Source organism: Nostoc sp. EspVER01 (assembly GCF_034530635.1).
Lineage (GTDB): Bacteria > Cyanobacteriota > Cyanobacteriia > Cyanobacteriales > Nostocaceae > Nostoc.
In genome coordinates, this window is sequence record NZ_JAVRCS010000002.1 from 257,849 (window position 1) to 275,411 (window position 17,563).

Here is a 17,563-nt window from a genome sequence, read left to right on the forward strand (position 1 = left end):
GGCTAAACGCCCTGCTAACAGCACTTAGAACTGGATTTCGTTGGAGAGCCGATATGGAATTAATCAAGCGTATCCTGCGGGTGATTCGCGCTAATCTCAATAGTCTGATCGGTGGTGCAGAAGATCCAGAAAAGATTTTGGAGCAAGCTGTCCTGGAAATGCAGGAAAATCTGGTGCAATTGCGGCAGGGTGTAGCACAAGCGATCGCTACCCAGAAACGCACTGAACGACAAGCAGCGGCCGCCCAGTCTCAAACGGAAGAATGGTATCGCCGCGCCCAATTGGCGCTGCAACAAGGCAATGAACCTCTAGCACGTGAAGCTTTGACTAAGCGCCAAGCCTATAAAGAAACTACTACAGCCCTCTTTTCGCAGATAGAGCAGCAAAACGAGATAGTTGCTAGGCTAAAAAAGGATATGCGATCGCTAGAGTTAAAAATTGCCGAGGCGAAAACTAAAAAAGATATGTATATTGCCCGCGCCCGTTCTGCTGAAGCGTCTTATCGCCTCCAAGAAATGCTCGGCGGAGTTTCTGCTACTAGCAGTCTGAGTGCCTTTGAGCGTATGGAAGAAAAAGTTTCACAGATAGAAGCTCAATCAGAAGCCATAGCTCAACTTAGTAGCGACGACTTGGAAACACAATTTACTTCTTTGGAATCTAATGATGTAGATACCGAATTGGCAGCGATGAAGGTACAGGTTTTCAAGCAGTCAGAAAACACACAGCACAAAATCCTAACTGAGGAGAGCCAAAAGACAGAGCAGCCTCCCCAACAGCAGTTACCCAAAACTCAGGATTCTTAAAGTTCTACTAATTACCCCAGTTTGGCGATATCTTAACAATTAAGAGTTGTTAGGAGGTACTGATTCAAACTGGAAAGATTACATTGAAATAGGTAGCTATAAAAAAGTGAAAAAGCTAACTGTCCAACAAAAAGCGTAAATCACACAAGGAAAAACAAAGTTATGGGATTATTCGATCGCATTAAGCGAGTAGTTAGTTCTAACCTCAACGATCTGGTTAACAAAGCCGAAGACCCCGAAAAAATGCTAGAGCAAGCCATCCTGGAAATGCAGGAAGACTTGGTACAGCTGCGTCAGGGTGTAGCCCAGACGATTGCCTCCCAAAAACGCAGTGAGAAACAGTATAATGACGCCCAAAATGAAATCAATAAGTGGCAACGCAATGCCCAACTAGCGCTACAAAAAGGTGATGAGAACTTGGCGCGGCAAGCTCTAGAGCGCAAGAAGACTTATACAGACACCAGTGCTGCCCTCAAAGCTAGTTTAGATACGCAAAGCACCCAAGTTGAAACCCTCAAGCGCAACTTAATCCAGCTGGAAAGCAAAATTTCTGAGGCTAAGACCAAGAAAGAAATGCTCAGAGCTAGAATCACTACCGCCAAAGCCCAAGAGCAACTTCAAGGTATGGTGCGTGGGATGAATACCAGCAGTGCAATGGCTGCCTTCGAGCGGATGGAAGAAAAAGTCTTAATCCAAGAATCCCGGGCCCAGGCACTAGGAGAGTTAGCAGGTGAAAATTTAGAAAGCCAATTTGCTCAGTTGGAAGGTAGTAGCGATGTTGATGATGAATTGGCAGCTTTGAAAGCGCAAATGCTACCACCCGCCGCTCCACAAAATCAAGCCCAACTGCCACCGCAACAACAAACCACTACTCCTAAATCTAATGAGGTGGTTGACGCCGAGTTGGATTCCCTACGCAAGCAATTGGATCAACTGTAAAATTGACAGAAAACTTATTTAAGCTAGTCCCACACCAGTTGGCTGTGGGATTTTACGTCATTAGTCAATAGTTAACAATCCTAATCACTAGAAATTATTAGCTATGGACTATTGACGACTTTGGGATAAAGTATTGTGTGTGCCAACTTTGATCGCCACCTGATGGAGACTGCAATGAGTAAGGCTGTAATCACCATAACCGATGCTGAGTTTGAAACCGAAGTGTTAAAAGCCGAGCAGCCTGTATTAGTTTATTTTTGGGCTTCCTGGTGTGGGCCTTGTCAATTGATGTCGCCCCTGATTAACTCAGCTGCTAGCAAATATAGCGATCGCCTCAAAGTCGTTAAAATGGAAATCGACCCCAACCCACTCACTGTTAAGCAGTACCAAGTGGAAGGTGTACCCGCCCTCAGACTATTTCAAGGCCAGGAAGTTTTGATATCCACTGAGGGAGTCATCGGCAAAGATAAATTACTCGAACTCTTAGATACGCACTTAAATAGTAATTAGTCAATAGTCCATAGCTAATGACAAATGACTAATGACAAATTACAAATGACTAACATACAGTTTGCGAAACGTTTACAACCCCTAAAATCTAATGTATTTGCTGATATGGACAGAGCCAAGGCGATCGCTTTGGCCGCTCGACAGCAAGTAATAGATTTGTCGTTGGGGTCTTCTGATTTACCAGCCGAGGCACACGTCATCGAAGCGATCGCCCAATCTCTCCACGATCGCAGTACCCACGGTTATCTGTTGTTTAACGGTACCCAAGAATTTCGCGAAGCCGCAGCCAACTGGTACGAACAAAAATTTGGTATCAAAGTCGATCCTCAAACTGAGGTACTACCTTTAATTGGTTCTCAAGAAGGCACAGCCCATTTACCCCTAGCAATACTTAATCCAGGAGATTTTGCCCTGTTGCTCGATCCAGGTTATCCATCCCATGCGGGGGGAGTCTACCTAGCCAGCGGTCAAATCTACCCGATGCCACTACTGGCAGAAAACGATTTTTTACCAGTGTTTGCTGATATTCCTGCCCCAGTTTTGGCCCAGTCGCGGATGATGGTATTAAGTTATCCTCACAATCCCACTGCTGCGATCGCACCTTTATCTTTTTTCCAAGAAGCTGTTGCCTTCTGCCAACAACACAATCTCGTGCTGGTTCATGATTTCCCCTACGTAGATTTGGTATTTCAAGAAAGTAGGGAGTGGGCAGATTCTTTTCCTAATCCAAAATCCTTAGTCCCTTCAATTCTGCAAGCCGATCCAGAAAAAAGCGTCTCGATTGAATTTTTCACCCTTTCCAAGTCCTACAATATGGGCGGCTTCCGTATTGGCTATGCCATTGGTAATGCCCAATTAATTAACGCCTTACGCCAGGTAAAAGCCGCCGTTGATTTTAATCAGTATCGGGGAATTTTAAATGGTGCGATCGCTGCCCTAACTGGCCCTCAAGCTGGCGTAAAATCTTCTGTTACCACCTTCCAGGAGCGGCGTGATGCTTTTATCAGTGCTTTACATCGCATTGGCTGGAATGTTCCTACTCCCCAAGCCACAATGTACATCTGGGCAAAATTGCCCTCACCTTGGAGTGAAAACTCCGTAGAATTTTGTACCCAGCTAGTCAAACAAACTGGTGTAGCAGTTTCTCCAGGTGCTGGCTTTGGAAAATCTGGAGAAGGGTATGTCCGTTTTGCCTTGGTGCATGAGCCACCTTTGTTAGAAATTGCTGTAGAAAGAATGGCTGAGTTTCTTCATTAAATTCCTTCTCAAGCTGAACGCCAAGGATTTTTAGTGGCAAAGTTTACTAATGGAACATACAGTAGGGACGCATATTTGTGTGTCCCTACGTATTTTACTGAACTTGAAATTTTCTAGAGTTACTTTTATAACTATGCTAAATACTTAAAATATGTAATTAAACGTATAAAACTCTCAAAACATTCTTCATCTTTTTATTGACAATCGGCAGTAACTTTACCCAATCAGGTCTCTCCGTTTCTTAAACTGGGTTTGTACGCTCAGATACCAAAGACGGCTAAAAAATACAGGTCGTGCTTTTAAGCAGCCGTATTGCCAAAAAGCCCGTGGTCAAGACAGCCCAAGCCTAAAAACGGCAGTAGTTTAAAACTTAACTTCCAAACTGACAGAGACTTGAAAACAATGAAAATGACTTTTCAGAAACTTGTAATTGGTGCTTCAATGGCTATTGGTGTGAGCGCTCTTGCCACTGCCCCAGCACACGCTACATCTTTTGACTTCAATAATACAGGAGAAATTAACACTTACACTGGTGGCTCAAATGGTAGCTTCATCAATGGGAATGCACAAGGTGGTACTAACGCTGCCATCAAAGCTTTGACAGATAACGACCCCACTTCTAACGTCGAGCTTTGGTATAGTAGCGAAACCCCAGGTTCTAATGTTGGTTTCACCGCCACACAAGGAAAATACAGTGCTAGCGTTAGCAGTGTCACTGCTAATGACTGGAATAGTTTTGGTTCGCAATGGCTGGGTGATTTGTTGAATACCTATACTCCATTTAAGTCAGTGTGGAGTGGGTTTTCAGACAGCACCAAATTATTAGTAACAAATTCTTTTCCTTCATTGGGGATAGGAGATCCTAACATTGGTAGCTTCCAATTCGGTCAAAATGGAGGTGTAGAACTGACATTGGTTGGTCATTTGGATGTCAAGACTAAACTCTCAGCTACAGTTAATAATAACCTTACCCTAGGCTGGAATGGAGTGGGATCAACTCCAGGAGTGAAATCACTATTTCCAGGCAAAACACTAGAAAGTGTCACCGCTTCAGATGTTGACAAGGTTCTATTACTTCCATCACTGTCCCTATCAACCAAGCAAAAACTGAGTTCATTTAAAGATCTCCTCACCTTCAGAGCGACATTAAATGTTTTCCAAGGTGGAATCGGAGCTAGTGAAATTGCCAAGGTAGTTACTGGTGGCAAAACCTACTACGCTTACAGTTTTAACCCCACTGTGTCAGGAATTACAGCTTCCGATGACCGTTCATCCTACAACGCATATTACACTTGGAACACACCTGGATATACCCCTACTCCAGTCCCAGAATCATCAGTAATGCTTGGTTTACTGGGTGTTGCTGGCGTCTTTGTAACGCAACGCAAATTGAAAAAAGCATCTATTTAAAAGTGCAGGTTCAAAACTACAAATAAGTAAGGGAGCTGTTAGCTCCCTTTTTTGATGAATAATTCCTTGCACCCAAAAGATAATTTAATCTTATAGGTTATACTGTTTCTAAAAATGCGTGCAACAAATAAATCGGTTGCAAGATTTTACATCTCTATGCACCTAGCAACTTGATTTTTTTGTAATATGGATTTCGTACAATAGTATTACTTACTCTCACAGGTTTAGTGAGGACAATTACCACAATATTAGTTCCAGTATTACTGAAGTAGTTTTACTCATAAAATTTAGGAAATTAAATTTGTAAAAAATATGTAAATTTAATACTCTAAATTATAAAAAATTCGTAAAAAAAAGATTAATTTTTGATTTAATTAGATTTGATTATACTATCATTTTATTATTGTAGTGCAGCTAAATTTGATTTCTTCAGATATTTCATTAGACTACATAAGTACAATTTCTATTTGTTTTACTTTTGAAATGCACTACTGTTTTAGTTTATCGTAATAATTGTTGGCTTTTAATTAAGATAATCAGATAATAGGTAGCAATGACAGTAGAATTACTCAATATAAATCAGCCATTGCAGTCACACAAAGTTAGACGAATTTTACTAGTTGAAGACCATTACCTCAATCGGATGTTACTTAGTGACTATCTAAGTTACTGGGGATATGAAGTCCAAAGTTTATCAGAAGGCTCTGCTTTTTTCTCAACCATAGAGAAATTCGAGCCTGATTTAATGTTATTGGACTTGAAATTGCCAGATATTGACGGTTATTCACTCTTAAAACAAGTCCAGCAAAAACCTCATTTGTCAAAAATACCTATCATTGTGGTTTCAGCCTTTGCTTTTAAAGCAGATCAAGAACTAGCTCTGAGCTTGGGTGCATGTTGCTATTTTGTCAAACCTTTAAAACTCAAGGATCTCATCCTTGCAATTGAAGAACAGTTTACTTGTCGCCACAGATAACTTTTTTGCTAGGCGTGTATTTATTCCGCTTTTTGATCGGCAATAAATTCTTCAACGCACTGACTAAGAGTTTGTACAGAACTGCCAATTGTTGAAATTTTCTGTTGTACTTGCGCTAATAACAAAACTGCTGTTTGCAGTTCATTGAGAGTTTCAGCCATAGCCTCACGATACTGGATTTCAAAATCTTGTAAATTCATAGTTTAGCTCTCGCCTGAAATCATCATAATAAATATATTCTCAATCATAATCATAAATTTAACTGACTAAATCCGTTAATTCGCTTAATATTATAAATTCAATAAATAAACATAAATAGTGTCAATAAATTAAGATTTTATTTAATGTTTATACAAGCAATATATAAGCCTAGTTACTATTAATAAATAATATAGAGCAATACAAAAATATTATCATATAATCTAACATATAAAGTTTTAGATAATAAATGATTACCAATTTCAAAATGTTAACTATAGATTCAAAAAGCAAAGTTTTTATTCTGACAGCAGCAGCCGATAACTAAGGTGACAGCGAAACAAACTCTAGTCTGCTCGAAAGTTGTGATACTTGGAGTAAGTTTTTGGCAAGCCTTTAGCTTAGAAGCGGCTACTTTATATTTACTTGATAAATAATTTATGAAATCGGCACGAAAAAAGAATTTTTCTTAAAATAGAGAAAGATTACTTAATTTTGATTGTGACAATATCTACTCAAATATTACCACTGGTTAAAGAGCCGGAACGACTGGAAAATCGTCTAGCCGAAATTCCACCGGAACCGGGGGTTTATTTCATGCGGGACAGGAGCGATCGCATTATATATATAGGTAAATCACGTAAGTTGCGATCGCGTGTCCGTTCCTATTTCCGGGATGGCTACAACAAGACTGAACGTATCGCCACGATGGTCAAGTTGGTGACAGAAATTGAATTCATCGTTACTGATACTGAAGCCGAAGCTTTAGCGCTAGAAGCCAATTTGATCAAGCAACACCAGCCATACTTTAACGTGTTGCTCAAAGATGATAAAAAATATCCCTATCTCTGCATTACTTGGTCAGAAGATTATCCGCGAATTTTTATTACCCGTAAGCGGCAATTCGGTAAAGAAAAGGATAAATTTTACGGCCCTTATACTGATGCTGGTTTATTACGAGAAATTGTCCGCATCTGCAAGCGCATTTTTCCACAGCGACAACGACCTCAACCACTTTTTAAAGACCGCCCTTGCTTGAATTTTGATTTAGGGCGTTGTCCTGGTGTGTGTCAACAGATGATTTCACCAGAAGAATATCGTAAAATTGTCCAAAAAATCGCGATGGTTTTTCAAGGTCGAACCCAAGAACTGATTGATATTTTGACCCAACAGATGAACGCAGCCGCTGAGAACTTGAATTTTGAGTCAGCGGCGCGAATTCGCGATCAAATTTCTGGGCTAAAGTCACTGACAGCCGACCAAAAAGTTTCCTTACCAGATGATACAGTTTCGCGGGATGCGATCGCACTAGCAGCCGATGAACAACACGCCTGTATTCAACTATTCCAGATTCGGGCTGGGCAATTGGTAGGGCGTTTAGCCTTTGTAGCGGATGCTCATGCAGAACCAGGAGCTATTTTACAACGAGCTTTAGAAGAACATTACCAAACTGCTGACTCGGTGGAAATACCCTTAGAGATTTTGGTACAGCATGATTTACCAGATGCGGAGATATTGGCGGATGTCTTAACTCAACGTAAAGGCAAAAAAGTCACAATATTGACTCCTTTGCGGCAAACTAAGGCAGAATTAATTGAGATGGTAGAGCGAAATGCTCAGTATGAATTGCAAAGAATGCAGAAATTGGGCGATCGCAATCACCAAGCAATGCAAGATTTAGCTACCATTCTCGATTTACCCGATGTACCCCACCGCATTGAAGGTTATGATATTTCCCATATTCAAGGGTCAAATGCAGTAGCTTCCCAAGTCGTGTTTATCGATGGATTACCCGCCAAACAACATTATCGCCACTACAAAATTAAAAATCCCACGGTGACAGCAGGACATTCAGATGATTTTGCTAGTCTTGCTGAAGTCATCCAGCGGCGGTTTCGCAAGTATGGGGAAAATCCGCAATTAACACGTTTAGGTAATCCTGACTGGCCTGATTTAATCATGATTGATGGTGGTAAAGGTCAGTTATCATCAGTTGTCGCCGTTTTGCAAGAGATGAATTTATTAGAAGACTTGCGAGTGGTAAGTTTAGCAAAGCAGCGAGAAGAGATTTTTTTACCAGGAGAATCTAAACCCTTGACAACTGATGCAGAACAACCAGGGGTACAGTTATTGCGGCGGTTGCGGGATGAGGCGCATCGGTTTGCAGTGAGTTTCCATCGTCAACAGCGCAATGATAAATTGAAGCGATCGCGTTTAGATGAAATTCCTGGCTTAGGACATCATCGACAAAAGCAGCTACTAGGGCATTTTCGCTCAGTTGATTATATTCGCCAAGCAACAACCCCACAACTTGCAGAGGTTCCAGGAATCGGACCGCGTTTGGCTCAAGAAATTTACGATTATTTTCATCCTGCTTGAGAAGATTAGTAATCTGTAAAATTTCAATTTATATATGAATAAACAAGTTTGTAGTAAGGGCTAAAGTCCTTACTACACACCCTTAAAACTAGCTTGAAAAAGTATTAGTTCCACTCTCGCAGAGGATTCTGTTAAGTTTATCTGCGAGAATTTAAGATGTGTAAATACCGTAAATTTACAAGTATTTCATAACTATGGTAATTTTGATTAAATTTTCACACCAGAATTTCACCTCATAAATATTACCAGCAAATATTAACTAATCCTTAAGATAAATATTTTGTTACTAAATATACAGTATTTTCTGTAGTTTAATTTTTGAATACAAGAACGGCTTTTTTTTGTATCTGTCCAAGATGACTATAAATAAGTCTCTCTCAAGGCATTCGTTATAGGGATCAGTAAATCTCTAAGCGTCATTTCATTAAAAAATAATTTATGTACCTAAAGTAAGAGGGTAAAATCACTTAAATTATAGGATAGTATAGAGAGAAATTGAAGTTTTTTCAAATCTGAAATTTTGTTTAAAATAATTAGCCAATATTAAAGTCGTTTGTTAAGTTGGGTCAAACCAAAATTTTTTCTACTTTAACTGGCAGTTTTCTCAAATAAAAAATAAATTACAACCAGGGGTTTTAAAATGCAGACAGTACAAAAGATTTACTGCCCAAATTGCGGCAGCCAAGCAGAACGTTATTATATTTCTGATAGTCAATTAACTCGAACACAATGCTCTAGTTGTGACTACTTGATGATTAGTTGCACTCGCACTGGCAAAGTAATTGAGGCTTATGCACCAGGAATTTATGCACAGCGCTAGATAACAGAAACTCAAAATTAGAGAAAACATTCTCTAATTTCTAATAATAAATTTACTTGTCATAAATTTTAAAGACTTTACAGATTATTCTGTTGTCTGAGTTGTTGCTGTCGGATCTGTTGTTGCAACCTAAATTGTTGCTGTTGTCTAATTTGTTGATCTTGTCTAAGTTGTTGCTGTTGTATTCTCAGTTGTTGCTGTTGTGAAAAGTCTTGCTGTTGTAGTCTTGTTTCTTCCTGTTGTAGTCTAAATTGTTGCTGGCGGAGCATTTCTTGCCGTTGTCGTGTAAATTCTTGCTGTTGTATTATCTGTTGTTGTGGTTGTTGAAAATTTTGCCGTAGCCATGTTTGGTTCATTCGTTCTTGTGTTTGCTGATTTTGCTGCTCTTGCTGTTGTCTGATTCTTTCTTGAGGCGAATCTGGCGTCTGGGGATTCGTCTGAATTATTTGTGCAGATGCAGGAAAATTAATCGATAAAGCTTTGGCAAGCACAATCAATGGTAGCCATACTTTAACCAACGATAAGCGATTCAACATACAATTATTTCCTCAATTGTTATAAGTTGGGTTGAGCGATCGCTAAACCCTTAAAATGTCAACAGAATTTCCCTATATAATATATAAATACAGGGGCTTGGAATAGTTAACTAAAGCTAATGTTTTATTTACCGTTATAGGCTTAGGGCTGACTACGCCAACATTCTTCAGTCAGTGACGTGTTCTACATATTAGTGCATTGAGAATAGATTTCTAAATCAAGGTTATATCCAGTGCATTCTCTTGATTTTTCATAGAACTGTCGCTTCTTAGATATTCATCTTAATTAAATTATACATTTAAATGTTTGACATGGTTTGCCGGATTACCGTAAATCTACCTGCGGTGGGTAAGTTAACAAAGGGATCTCAAGCAGTTTTACGCCATAGATAAACACAGATGTATCTGAAGACATATCTGTGTTTATCTGCGGTTTCATATTCATTCATACATAAAATTGACTACAACAAGTTTAATTCTTACTTGCTCTCAATTGTCCGCAAGCAGCATCGGCTTCTAAACCACGGGAATAACGCACACTCACAGCAGTATTTTGTTGCTTAAGGACGTTGACAAATGCTTCAATGCGATCGCGGTTGGGGCGTTTGTAGTCTACTTCTTGGATGGGATTGTAGGGAATCAAATTCACATGACTTTGAAATCCTCGCATACATTTTGAAAGTTCCAGTGCGTGTTCTGGTAAATCGTTAACACCAGCCAGGAGAACATATTCAAAAGTAACGCGGCGGCCAGTGATTTCCACATATTCTCGGCATTCAGCCAGTAAATCTTCGAGAGGATAGGCGCGGGCGCTGGGGATGAGTTTTTCTCGGAGTGCTTGGTTGGGTGCGTGGAGACTTACAGCGAGAGTGATTTGCAAATTATTTTGCGCGAACTGACGGATGCGATCGCGAATTCCCACTGTAGAAACTGTAAGCGATCGCTGCCCAATACCGACATCTTGATTGAGGGATTTCAGTGCTGCGAGGACATTCTCAGTATTCAACAACGGTTCGCCCAGTCCCATAAACACCACATTGCTAACCCGTTGCCGAAAATCTTCTTGCACAGTTAACACCTGATCGACAATTTCATGCCGTGCAAGGTTCCGCTTGTAGCCTCCCTTACCAGTAGCGCAGAAATCACACGCCATTGGGCAACCCACCTGAGTAGAAACGCAAACTGTCAGACGGGCTTTTGGGCCTTCTCCCCTTTCTGCGAAGGTGGGGATGCCAACAGTTTCAATAATTTGCCCGTCTGCTAATCGTAAAAGATATTTGACCGTACCATCGGGAGCCTCAGAGCGGTAATGTAAAATTGAGCGTCCTACGGGAACTTCTGCTAATTCTGCACGCCATTGCTTGGGGAAGACAGAAATATCAGCTAGCGATCGCACTCCCTTGTCATAGATCCATTCATGCAGCTGCTTTCCTCTGTAAGCAGGTTGTCCTTGTTGCTGCACCCAAGTAGTTAACTCTGCCAGAGAAGCACCTAGAAGGGGAGGGATTAATTCTGATTTTTCTGAGTTGAAGTCAACCTGAGATACAAGAGGCGTAGCAGACATAAAAAAAATCACGAGTTGATGTTGGATCTCTATCCTACACCTGCTAGATCGAGTTAGTCTTGACTAAAGATGACGAGAAACTAGCCAAAAGTTGTGCCGTTCCAGCCCCACATTGCACCCTTAGCGTCTGCAAACTCTATATAAATTCGATTTTTTGGCACACCTAGAGTTTGATTAATCTGTTGGCAAAAGTCCTGACTCATTGCTGCGGTTTGATCTGGCTTCATCGTGCCAACACTCTTAATTTCAATGTAGCAAACTGGGTCTGTATTCCCGGCAAAAGTCATGGGAATTTCTGGTTCAAAAGCAGTCATTACATAAGATTCTGGTTTTCCTAAATGTTTCGCTAACCTGGCTGAGAGGTTTAAAAGCATTGACTCAATTTCAGCTTTTTGAGGAGTAGATGCAGAAGTTTGCACTTTAATTAAAGGCATAGTACTGATTTGGAATTTTGGATTTTATTACACTGTTAAGTTTACCGAAACGCAGAGTAAATGAGGGAATGGGGACACAAGGAAAATGAGGGAGACAAGGGATATGAGGAGAATAATCCATGCCCAATGCCCACTATTTAGTTATGAGATGAGCGAAATAGGTGATTATGTTCGGGATGATATAAACGCGATCGCCCTGTTGTTGTCGAGAGTGCTGGACTGATTATATAAAGTGTAGTGCGAATTAGTTTTTCTTGATGAGTGCAATCTGCCATTTGATTCAGAGGGACAACCCTGATTTTTTCATCGGGCCAGCCGATGCGAAAGCAAATCGCAATCAGGGTTTCGGCTGGATAGTGTTCGAGTAATTTAGCTTGGGCATTTTCGACGTGACGCGCACTTAAATATAGGCAGAGGCTAGCCTGATGTGCTGCAAGAGTGGCTAATTCTTCGGCGACGGGGACTTCTGTACGTCCGCTGATGCGAGTCAAAATGATGGTTTGGACTAAACCAGGGACAGTCAATTCTAGTTTGAGTTTGGCAGCAGCGGCTTGAAAGGCGCTGATACCAGGTATTACTTCAAAAGGAATATTTGCCTCTGCGAGGAGGTGCATTTGCTCGTGGATAGCGCTGTAGAGACTAGGATCGCCAGAATGAAGACGGACTAGAGATTTGTGCTGCGATCGCACCCTATCAATCATGACCGCCAAAATCTCTTCTAAAGTCTGATTCGCAGTTTTAATGATCTCCGCATCTTTTCGGCAAAGTTCTAAAATCTGTTCGGGTACCAAAGAATCAGCAAATAAAATCACATCAGCAACAGCTAGTAGCTTCTGCGCTTTTACCGTTAATAAATCAGGATCTCCAGGGCCTGCTCCGACAATGTACACAGATGGTTCTATTGCATATAGCGTTTTTTTATAACTCAGGTTTTCTGTATATTCACTTTTAGAAGAACACACGGCAATCCCTCAAAAAACTTTTTTGATATTTTCTCAGTATCTTTCCGGATTCACCCTCTTTCCCTAGTAGAGAGTAATGGTAGATGCACCCTGGTTAAGCCCTAGAGAATACTCTGGGGCATTTTTTATTTTTGGATATCGGGAATTGGGCATTGGGCATTAGTTACTATTCTTTCTTCCTCTGCTTCCCCTGCTCCCCCTGCCTCCCCTGCTCCCTCATCCCCTCATCTCCCCATTTCCCTTAGCAGTAGGAACTACATCGGGTAAAGGGCGTTTGAGTAAGTAAAGCCAAGCTAATCCAACTAATCCCAATAGAATTCCTAGACTACTAACTACTTGTGCCATCCGTAATGGCCCCAGCATCAAGCTATCAGTGCGAAAGCCTTCAATCCACAAGCGTCCTAAGCTATAAGCTGGCCAGTAAACTAAAAACAGGGTGCCTACCTTCAGACGCGGTTTACCGGCTAAAGACCGGAAAAACAACGTTATTAGTAGCGTAAACACCATTAAATCCCATAGAGATTCGTAGAGGAAGGTGGGATGAAAGTAATCGAAATTAACATAGTCTAAAGGACGATGGTCTGCTGGAATATAGAGTTTCCAGGGTAAATTAGTAGGATCGCCAAAAGCTTCAGAATTAAAGAAATTACCCCAACGTCCGATCGCCTGTCCTAAAATCAGCGAAGGTGCTACTAAATCTGCCAGTTGCCAGAAAGAAACCTGCTTGATTTTGGCAAAGATTAACGCAGCCACAACGCCACCAAGAATCGCTCCATGAATGGCAATACCTCCTTCCCAGATCGCAAAGATTTTTTCTGGAGTTGAAGCATATTTGGACCACTCAAAGAAAACGTAATATAGCCGTGCGCCAGGAATTGCCCCAATCAACAACCAAAAGAACAAATCACCTAACAACTCAGGATTAACATTGCGGCGCTTTGCCAAATTCTGGGAAAGGATGACGCCAATTAACACTGCTGTGGCAATCAATAAGCCATACCAACGGATAGTTAGTGGCCCTATTTTCAGCAAAATCGGCCCTGGAGAAGTAAATTGAAACGCCAAAGGTAAGGTGGAAAGATCCAGTACCATGAAAAATTACCTAGAAAAGTTTGTTAACTACCCGCGCACTTTGCTAAGTACGGAGTTTCTTGTGTCTCGAATACTGTAACTACACTTGAATCTTCCACAACATTGTGGAGACGTAAGTAAAAATTCAGTATTCATATTTAGGAGTCTAGTTCCTAACGCCTAGTTGAGCATAACTTGTGCCACTAAAACAATTGAGTTTACCATCCTTACCGAGAGCGCAAGATGGTAGATTTGAGTAAGTTACACAAAATGGTTTCGATATAATCACCTAAACAACTTTGATATATTTAAAATTGTGATTGCTATTTATCCTGGTAGCTTCGACCCCATCACCTTGGGACACCTCGATCTCATCCAGCGCAGTAGTCGGCTGTTTGAGCAGGTGATTGTCGCTGTACTACGGAACCCTAACAAGATGCCACTTTTTAGTGTGGAGCAACGGCTAGATCAGATCCGTCTTTCTACAGAACATCTACCTAATGTAAAAGTAGACAGCTTTGATGGTCTTACCGTCAATTATGCTCAAATGCAACAAGCACAAGTTTTGATCCGGGGTTTACGGGCTGTGTCAGATTTTGAAGTGGAACTGCAAATGGCTCACACCAATAAAACTCTTTCTACCCAAATAGAAACAGTTTTTCTCGCAACCTCAAATGAGTATAGTTTTTTAAGTAGTAGTGTGGTAAAAGAGATTGCAAGGTTTGGTGGCTCTATCGATCATCTCGTTCCCCCACACATTGCCCTAGATATATACCAATGCTACAATCAGAAATCTCCAATGTTGAACCCAATCTCAACGGAAGCAATCCCCCCCCTCAAGAATATCTCGGTGGAGAGGGAAGCATAGATATTCAGCAGGAACTCAACCGCCTAGAGGAAATGGTTCTCTCTAGTCTCAGGATTCCGCTAACGGGACGCACACTCATAGATGAAGAAAAGTTGCTAGATCAGCTTGATTACATCCGGCTGGCTTTACCATCACTTTTTCAAGAAGCAGCAGCAGTTCTTGACCAAAAGAACGAAATTCTGTTAGAAGCGGAAGAGTATGGACAGCAGGTTGTTGAGGCTGCACAAGCAAAAAGAGCGCAAATTTTAGCTGAAAGCGATATTATTCACCAGGCTGAACAGGAAGCTGAACGACTGCGGCGACAAGTGCAACAAGAGTGTGAGGGAATAATGCAAGAAACCCTCGCCGAGATTGACCGCAAGCGGTATGCTTGTCAGCAAGAGTTAGAACTGATGCGACAAAATGCGATCGCTCATGCTCAAGAAATTGAAGATGGTGCCGATGCTTATGCCGATGGCATTTTGGGAAATATCGAGCAGGATCTCAAAGAGATGTTGCGAGTTATCACCAACGGACGGCAACAATTGCAAATTGATAACCTCACCCAGCGTAATTCACCTCCAGGTAAAAAAAGATAGAGGTTATAACCAGAGATGAGGAAAAATTATCGGTTGGGTTTCGCTATTGCTTAACCCAACAATTTTCATGAAGGAGTAATTTTAGGGAATCTACCTACTAATAAATTTAAAATTTTAGCTTTTAATTAAGCAGGATTTTTAATAAATGCTTACTTTTGCTCAAGTGAATTTTGGATTAAATATAGCTGGTTTAATTGGAATTATTTATTTGCTTTGGGCAATTATTTACTTAATTTTAACAGTAGCTTGGCTATCCCAGCGTGGAACCAGCCTTAGAGGTTGGGCTTTAGCCCTTTACCTTATCCAACTTATATTTACGCCAATTATAATGTTGTTAAGTGGAGTAATCTTGTATTATCAAGGTTGGCGTTTAGATCCAGTTCTTCAATTTGAGCAATTTTTATTGTTGCTATTAATTCTTTACCTGAGCATCAAAGATATTGTAATTAATGCAGTTTACAGAGATAGATGACTTTAGTATTGAGAGAATTTAATTAATAATATTGGCATTGAAAAATCAGAAAAATGGGTACTGGGTAATGGGAAAAGTACCTAATCTCCAATATGCTTCACTGCGATCGCGATTGGTTAATTCGCTTTTGCAATTTGGCTTCAATTTCTTCATCTGTGGTACAAATCATTTTTGGACGTTACTCTAATCTATCCATGAGAATGTGGAAAGCTTCTACATCTTTGGGATGCTAGCGAACCCAGTCCCGTAACTCTTCATCAGTCATCGCTTGGTAGTTAGAAGCTGCAATAAAAATATTACGGTGTAAAGGTTTGTAAATGATTAGCGTAGTTTCTGGAACTAAAACTGAATCTTAAATAGGTACGTAGTTTTACTACGCGCAATATTATTGCTTAAAGGAGCATTATAATGAGTACTTTCGGTTCGTTGTTTGTAGCTCAGGACAATAATTTTACTGTGGTTGATGGCGGATGGACTAGCTTTGACCTATATCCGCGTCAGATTGGTGATATCAACGGCGATGGTCGCGATGATATTGTCGGTTTTGGAAGTGATAATGTCTACGTCGCTCTAGGTCAAAGTGATGGCACTTTCGGTTCGATATTTGTCGCTCAGGACAATAATTTTACTGTGGTTGATGGCGGATGGACTAGCTTTGACCAATATCCACGTCAGCTTGGTGATGTCAACGGCGATGGTCGCGATGATATTGTCGGTTTTGGAAGTGATAATGTCTACGTCGCTCTAGGTCAAAGTGATGGCACTTTCGGTTCGATATTTGTCGCTCAGGACAATAATTTTACTGTGGTTGATGGCGGATGGACTAGCTTTAACCAATATCCGCGTCAGCTTGGTGATGTCAATGGCGATGGTCGCGATGATATTGTCGGTTTTGGAAGTGATAATGTCTACGTCGCTCTAGGTCAAAGTGATGGCACTTTCGGTTCGATATTTGTCGCTCAGGACAATAATTTTACTGTGGTTGATGGCGGATGGACTAGCTTTGACCAATATCCACGTCAGCTTGGTGATGTCAACGGCGATGGTCGCGATGATATTGTCGGTTTTGGAAGTGATAATGTCTACGTCGCTCTAGGTCAAAGTGATGGCACTTTCGGTTCGATATTTGTCGCTCAGGACAATAATTTTACTGTGGTTGATGGCGGATGGACTAGCTTTAACCAATATCCGCGTCAGCTTGGTGATGTCAATGGCGATGGTCGCGATGATATTGTCGGTTTTGGAAGTGATAATGTCTACGTCGCTCTAGGTCAAAGTGATGGCACTTTCGGTTCGATATTTGTCGCTCAGGACAATAATTTTACTGTGGTTGATGGCGGATGGACTAGCTTTAACCAATATCCGCGTCAACTTGGCGATATCAACGGCGATGGTCGCAATGATATTGTTGGTTTTGGAAATGCTGATGTCTATGTCGCTCTAGCTTAATAGTTTGTTTGTCATTAGCTAGCTCCAATGTCACCTCCCTGTTAGAGGATGTTTGTAAAGTCTAATTTATTACTAGCCTTGGCGATTATAAGTCGTGCGCCAGTTGTTCATAGGGAAATCCCCTTATCTACATTATCTACAGGACGCTACGCGAATTTTTGTGTAGTAGCGATTACTGTCCGCGCAATACTTTTCAAACATCCTCTTAGGGTAAATTTCTTGGTTTTATCGCTCCCCTGATCCTAAAGTGACTTACGCTATTATTAAATACCAAGCTGGAAAACTGCAAAAGCCATTCTGCATAAGGATAATAGGTTTAAAAAAGCATGGATTTAAT

At 40.9% G+C, this 17,563-nt stretch carries 18 protein-coding genes; 12 read left to right on the forward strand and 6 right to left on the reverse strand.

All coding sequences use genetic code 11. The features are described 5' to 3' along the window. Window positions 1-53 precede the first annotated feature (53 nt). From RMX69_RS03140 to RMX69_RS03165, 6 genes are all read left to right on the forward strand, one after another. Window positions 54-803, forward strand: a complete 750-nt coding sequence (locus tag RMX69_RS03140; protein ID WP_289795265.1) for a PspA/IM30 family protein — start codon at window positions 54-56, stop codon at window positions 801-803. A gap of 162 nt (window positions 804-965) precedes the next feature. Beyond that, a complete protein-coding gene (locus RMX69_RS03145; RefSeq protein ID WP_289795266.1) occupies window positions 966-1,742 on the forward strand; it encodes a PspA/IM30 family protein in 777 nt (258 codons plus the stop codon). 174 nt (window positions 1,743-1,916) lie between these two features. Next, window positions 1,917-2,252: a thioredoxin family protein gene (locus RMX69_RS03150; protein ID WP_289799889.1), complete on the forward strand. Its 336-nt coding sequence runs from the start codon at window positions 1,917-1,919 to the stop codon at window positions 2,250-2,252. Between the two features lie 45 nt (window positions 2,253-2,297). Next, window positions 2,298-3,509 carry an LL-diaminopimelate aminotransferase gene (locus tag RMX69_RS03155; RefSeq protein ID WP_289795267.1) on the forward strand — a complete coding sequence of 404 codons (1,212 nt, stop codon included), beginning with the start codon at window positions 2,298-2,300 and terminating at the stop codon, window positions 3,507-3,509. 402 nt (window positions 3,510-3,911) lie between these two features. Further along, a complete protein-coding gene (locus tag RMX69_RS03160) occupies window positions 3,912-4,919 on the forward strand; it encodes an NF038130 family PEP-CTERM protein (protein WP_289795268.1) in 1,008 nt (335 codons plus the stop codon). A 553-nt stretch (window positions 4,920-5,472) separates the two neighbouring features. Next, window positions 5,473-5,895 (forward strand): response regulator, encoded by a 423-nt coding sequence (locus RMX69_RS03165; protein ID WP_289795269.1) that lies wholly within the window; start codon window positions 5,473-5,475, stop codon window positions 5,893-5,895. Between the two features lie 20 nt (window positions 5,896-5,915). Here the strand turns inward: RMX69_RS03165 and RMX69_RS03170 are convergent, their stop codons facing one another. Continuing rightward, complete coding sequence (locus RMX69_RS03170) at window positions 5,916-6,095, reverse strand: hypothetical protein (protein WP_289795270.1); 180 nt, start codon at window positions 6,093-6,095, stop codon at window positions 5,916-5,918. A gap of 499 nt (window positions 6,096-6,594) precedes the next feature. Between RMX69_RS03170 and uvrC the strand changes: the two genes are divergently transcribed. After that, on the forward strand, window positions 6,595-8,472 hold the full coding sequence (gene uvrC, locus RMX69_RS03175) for an excinuclease ABC subunit UvrC (RefSeq protein WP_322636495.1): 1,878 nt from the start codon (window positions 6,595-6,597) through the stop codon (window positions 8,470-8,472). A 640-nt stretch (window positions 8,473-9,112) separates the two neighbouring features. Continuing rightward, window positions 9,113-9,292: a replication restart DNA helicase PriA gene (locus RMX69_RS03180; RefSeq protein WP_118168842.1), complete on the forward strand. Its 180-nt coding sequence runs from the start codon at window positions 9,113-9,115 to the stop codon at window positions 9,290-9,292. 77 nt (window positions 9,293-9,369) lie between these two features. On the opposite strand, the gene RMX69_RS03185 is transcribed toward RMX69_RS03180, so the two are convergent. From RMX69_RS03185 to lgt, 5 genes are all read right to left on the reverse strand, one after another. Continuing rightward, window positions 9,370-9,828 (reverse strand): hypothetical protein, encoded by a 459-nt coding sequence (locus RMX69_RS03185; RefSeq protein ID WP_322636496.1) that lies wholly within the window; start codon window positions 9,826-9,828, stop codon window positions 9,370-9,372. A gap of 472 nt (window positions 9,829-10,300) precedes the next feature. Further along, window positions 10,301-11,392 (reverse strand): 23S rRNA (adenine(2503)-C(2))-methyltransferase RlmN, encoded by a 1,092-nt coding sequence (gene rlmN, locus RMX69_RS03190; RefSeq protein WP_289795273.1) that lies wholly within the window; start codon window positions 11,390-11,392, stop codon window positions 10,301-10,303. Between the two features lie 80 nt (window positions 11,393-11,472). Further along, complete coding sequence (locus RMX69_RS03195) at window positions 11,473-11,826, reverse strand: phenylpyruvate tautomerase MIF-related protein (protein WP_289795274.1); 354 nt, start codon at window positions 11,824-11,826, stop codon at window positions 11,473-11,475. A 137-nt stretch (window positions 11,827-11,963) separates the two neighbouring features. Further along, window positions 11,964-12,788, reverse strand: coding sequence for a precorrin-4 C(11)-methyltransferase (cobM, locus tag RMX69_RS03200; RefSeq protein ID WP_322636497.1), 825 nt, complete (start codon window positions 12,786-12,788; stop codon window positions 11,964-11,966). 216 nt (window positions 12,789-13,004) lie between these two features. Continuing rightward, a complete protein-coding gene (gene lgt / locus RMX69_RS03205) occupies window positions 13,005-13,880 on the reverse strand; it encodes a prolipoprotein diacylglyceryl transferase (RefSeq protein WP_322636498.1) in 876 nt (291 codons plus the stop codon). A 295-nt stretch (window positions 13,881-14,175) separates the two neighbouring features. Between lgt and coaD the strand changes: the two genes are divergently transcribed. The 4 genes from coaD to RMX69_RS03225 all read left to right on the forward strand — a co-directional run bounded on the left by coaD (window position 14,176) and on the right by RMX69_RS03225 (window position 17,226). Then, window positions 14,176-14,727 carry a pantetheine-phosphate adenylyltransferase gene (gene coaD / locus RMX69_RS03210; protein ID WP_094349553.1) on the forward strand — a complete coding sequence of 184 codons (552 nt, stop codon included), beginning with the start codon at window positions 14,176-14,178 and terminating at the stop codon, window positions 14,725-14,727. Further along, on the forward strand, window positions 14,637-15,305 hold the full coding sequence (locus tag RMX69_RS03215; RefSeq protein WP_289795277.1) for a DivIVA domain-containing protein: 669 nt from the start codon (window positions 14,637-14,639) through the stop codon (window positions 15,303-15,305). Before coaD ends, RMX69_RS03215 begins: the two co-directional genes overlap by 91 nt. Window positions 15,306-15,450: 145 nt before the next feature. Further along, complete coding sequence (locus tag RMX69_RS03220) at window positions 15,451-15,777, forward strand: Ycf66 family protein (protein WP_322636499.1); 327 nt, start codon at window positions 15,451-15,453, stop codon at window positions 15,775-15,777. 408 nt (window positions 15,778-16,185) lie between these two features. Further along, window positions 16,186-17,226: a VCBS repeat-containing protein gene (locus RMX69_RS03225; protein ID WP_322636500.1), complete on the forward strand. Its 1,041-nt coding sequence runs from the start codon at window positions 16,186-16,188 to the stop codon at window positions 17,224-17,226. Window positions 17,227-17,563: the final 337 nt, after the last annotated feature.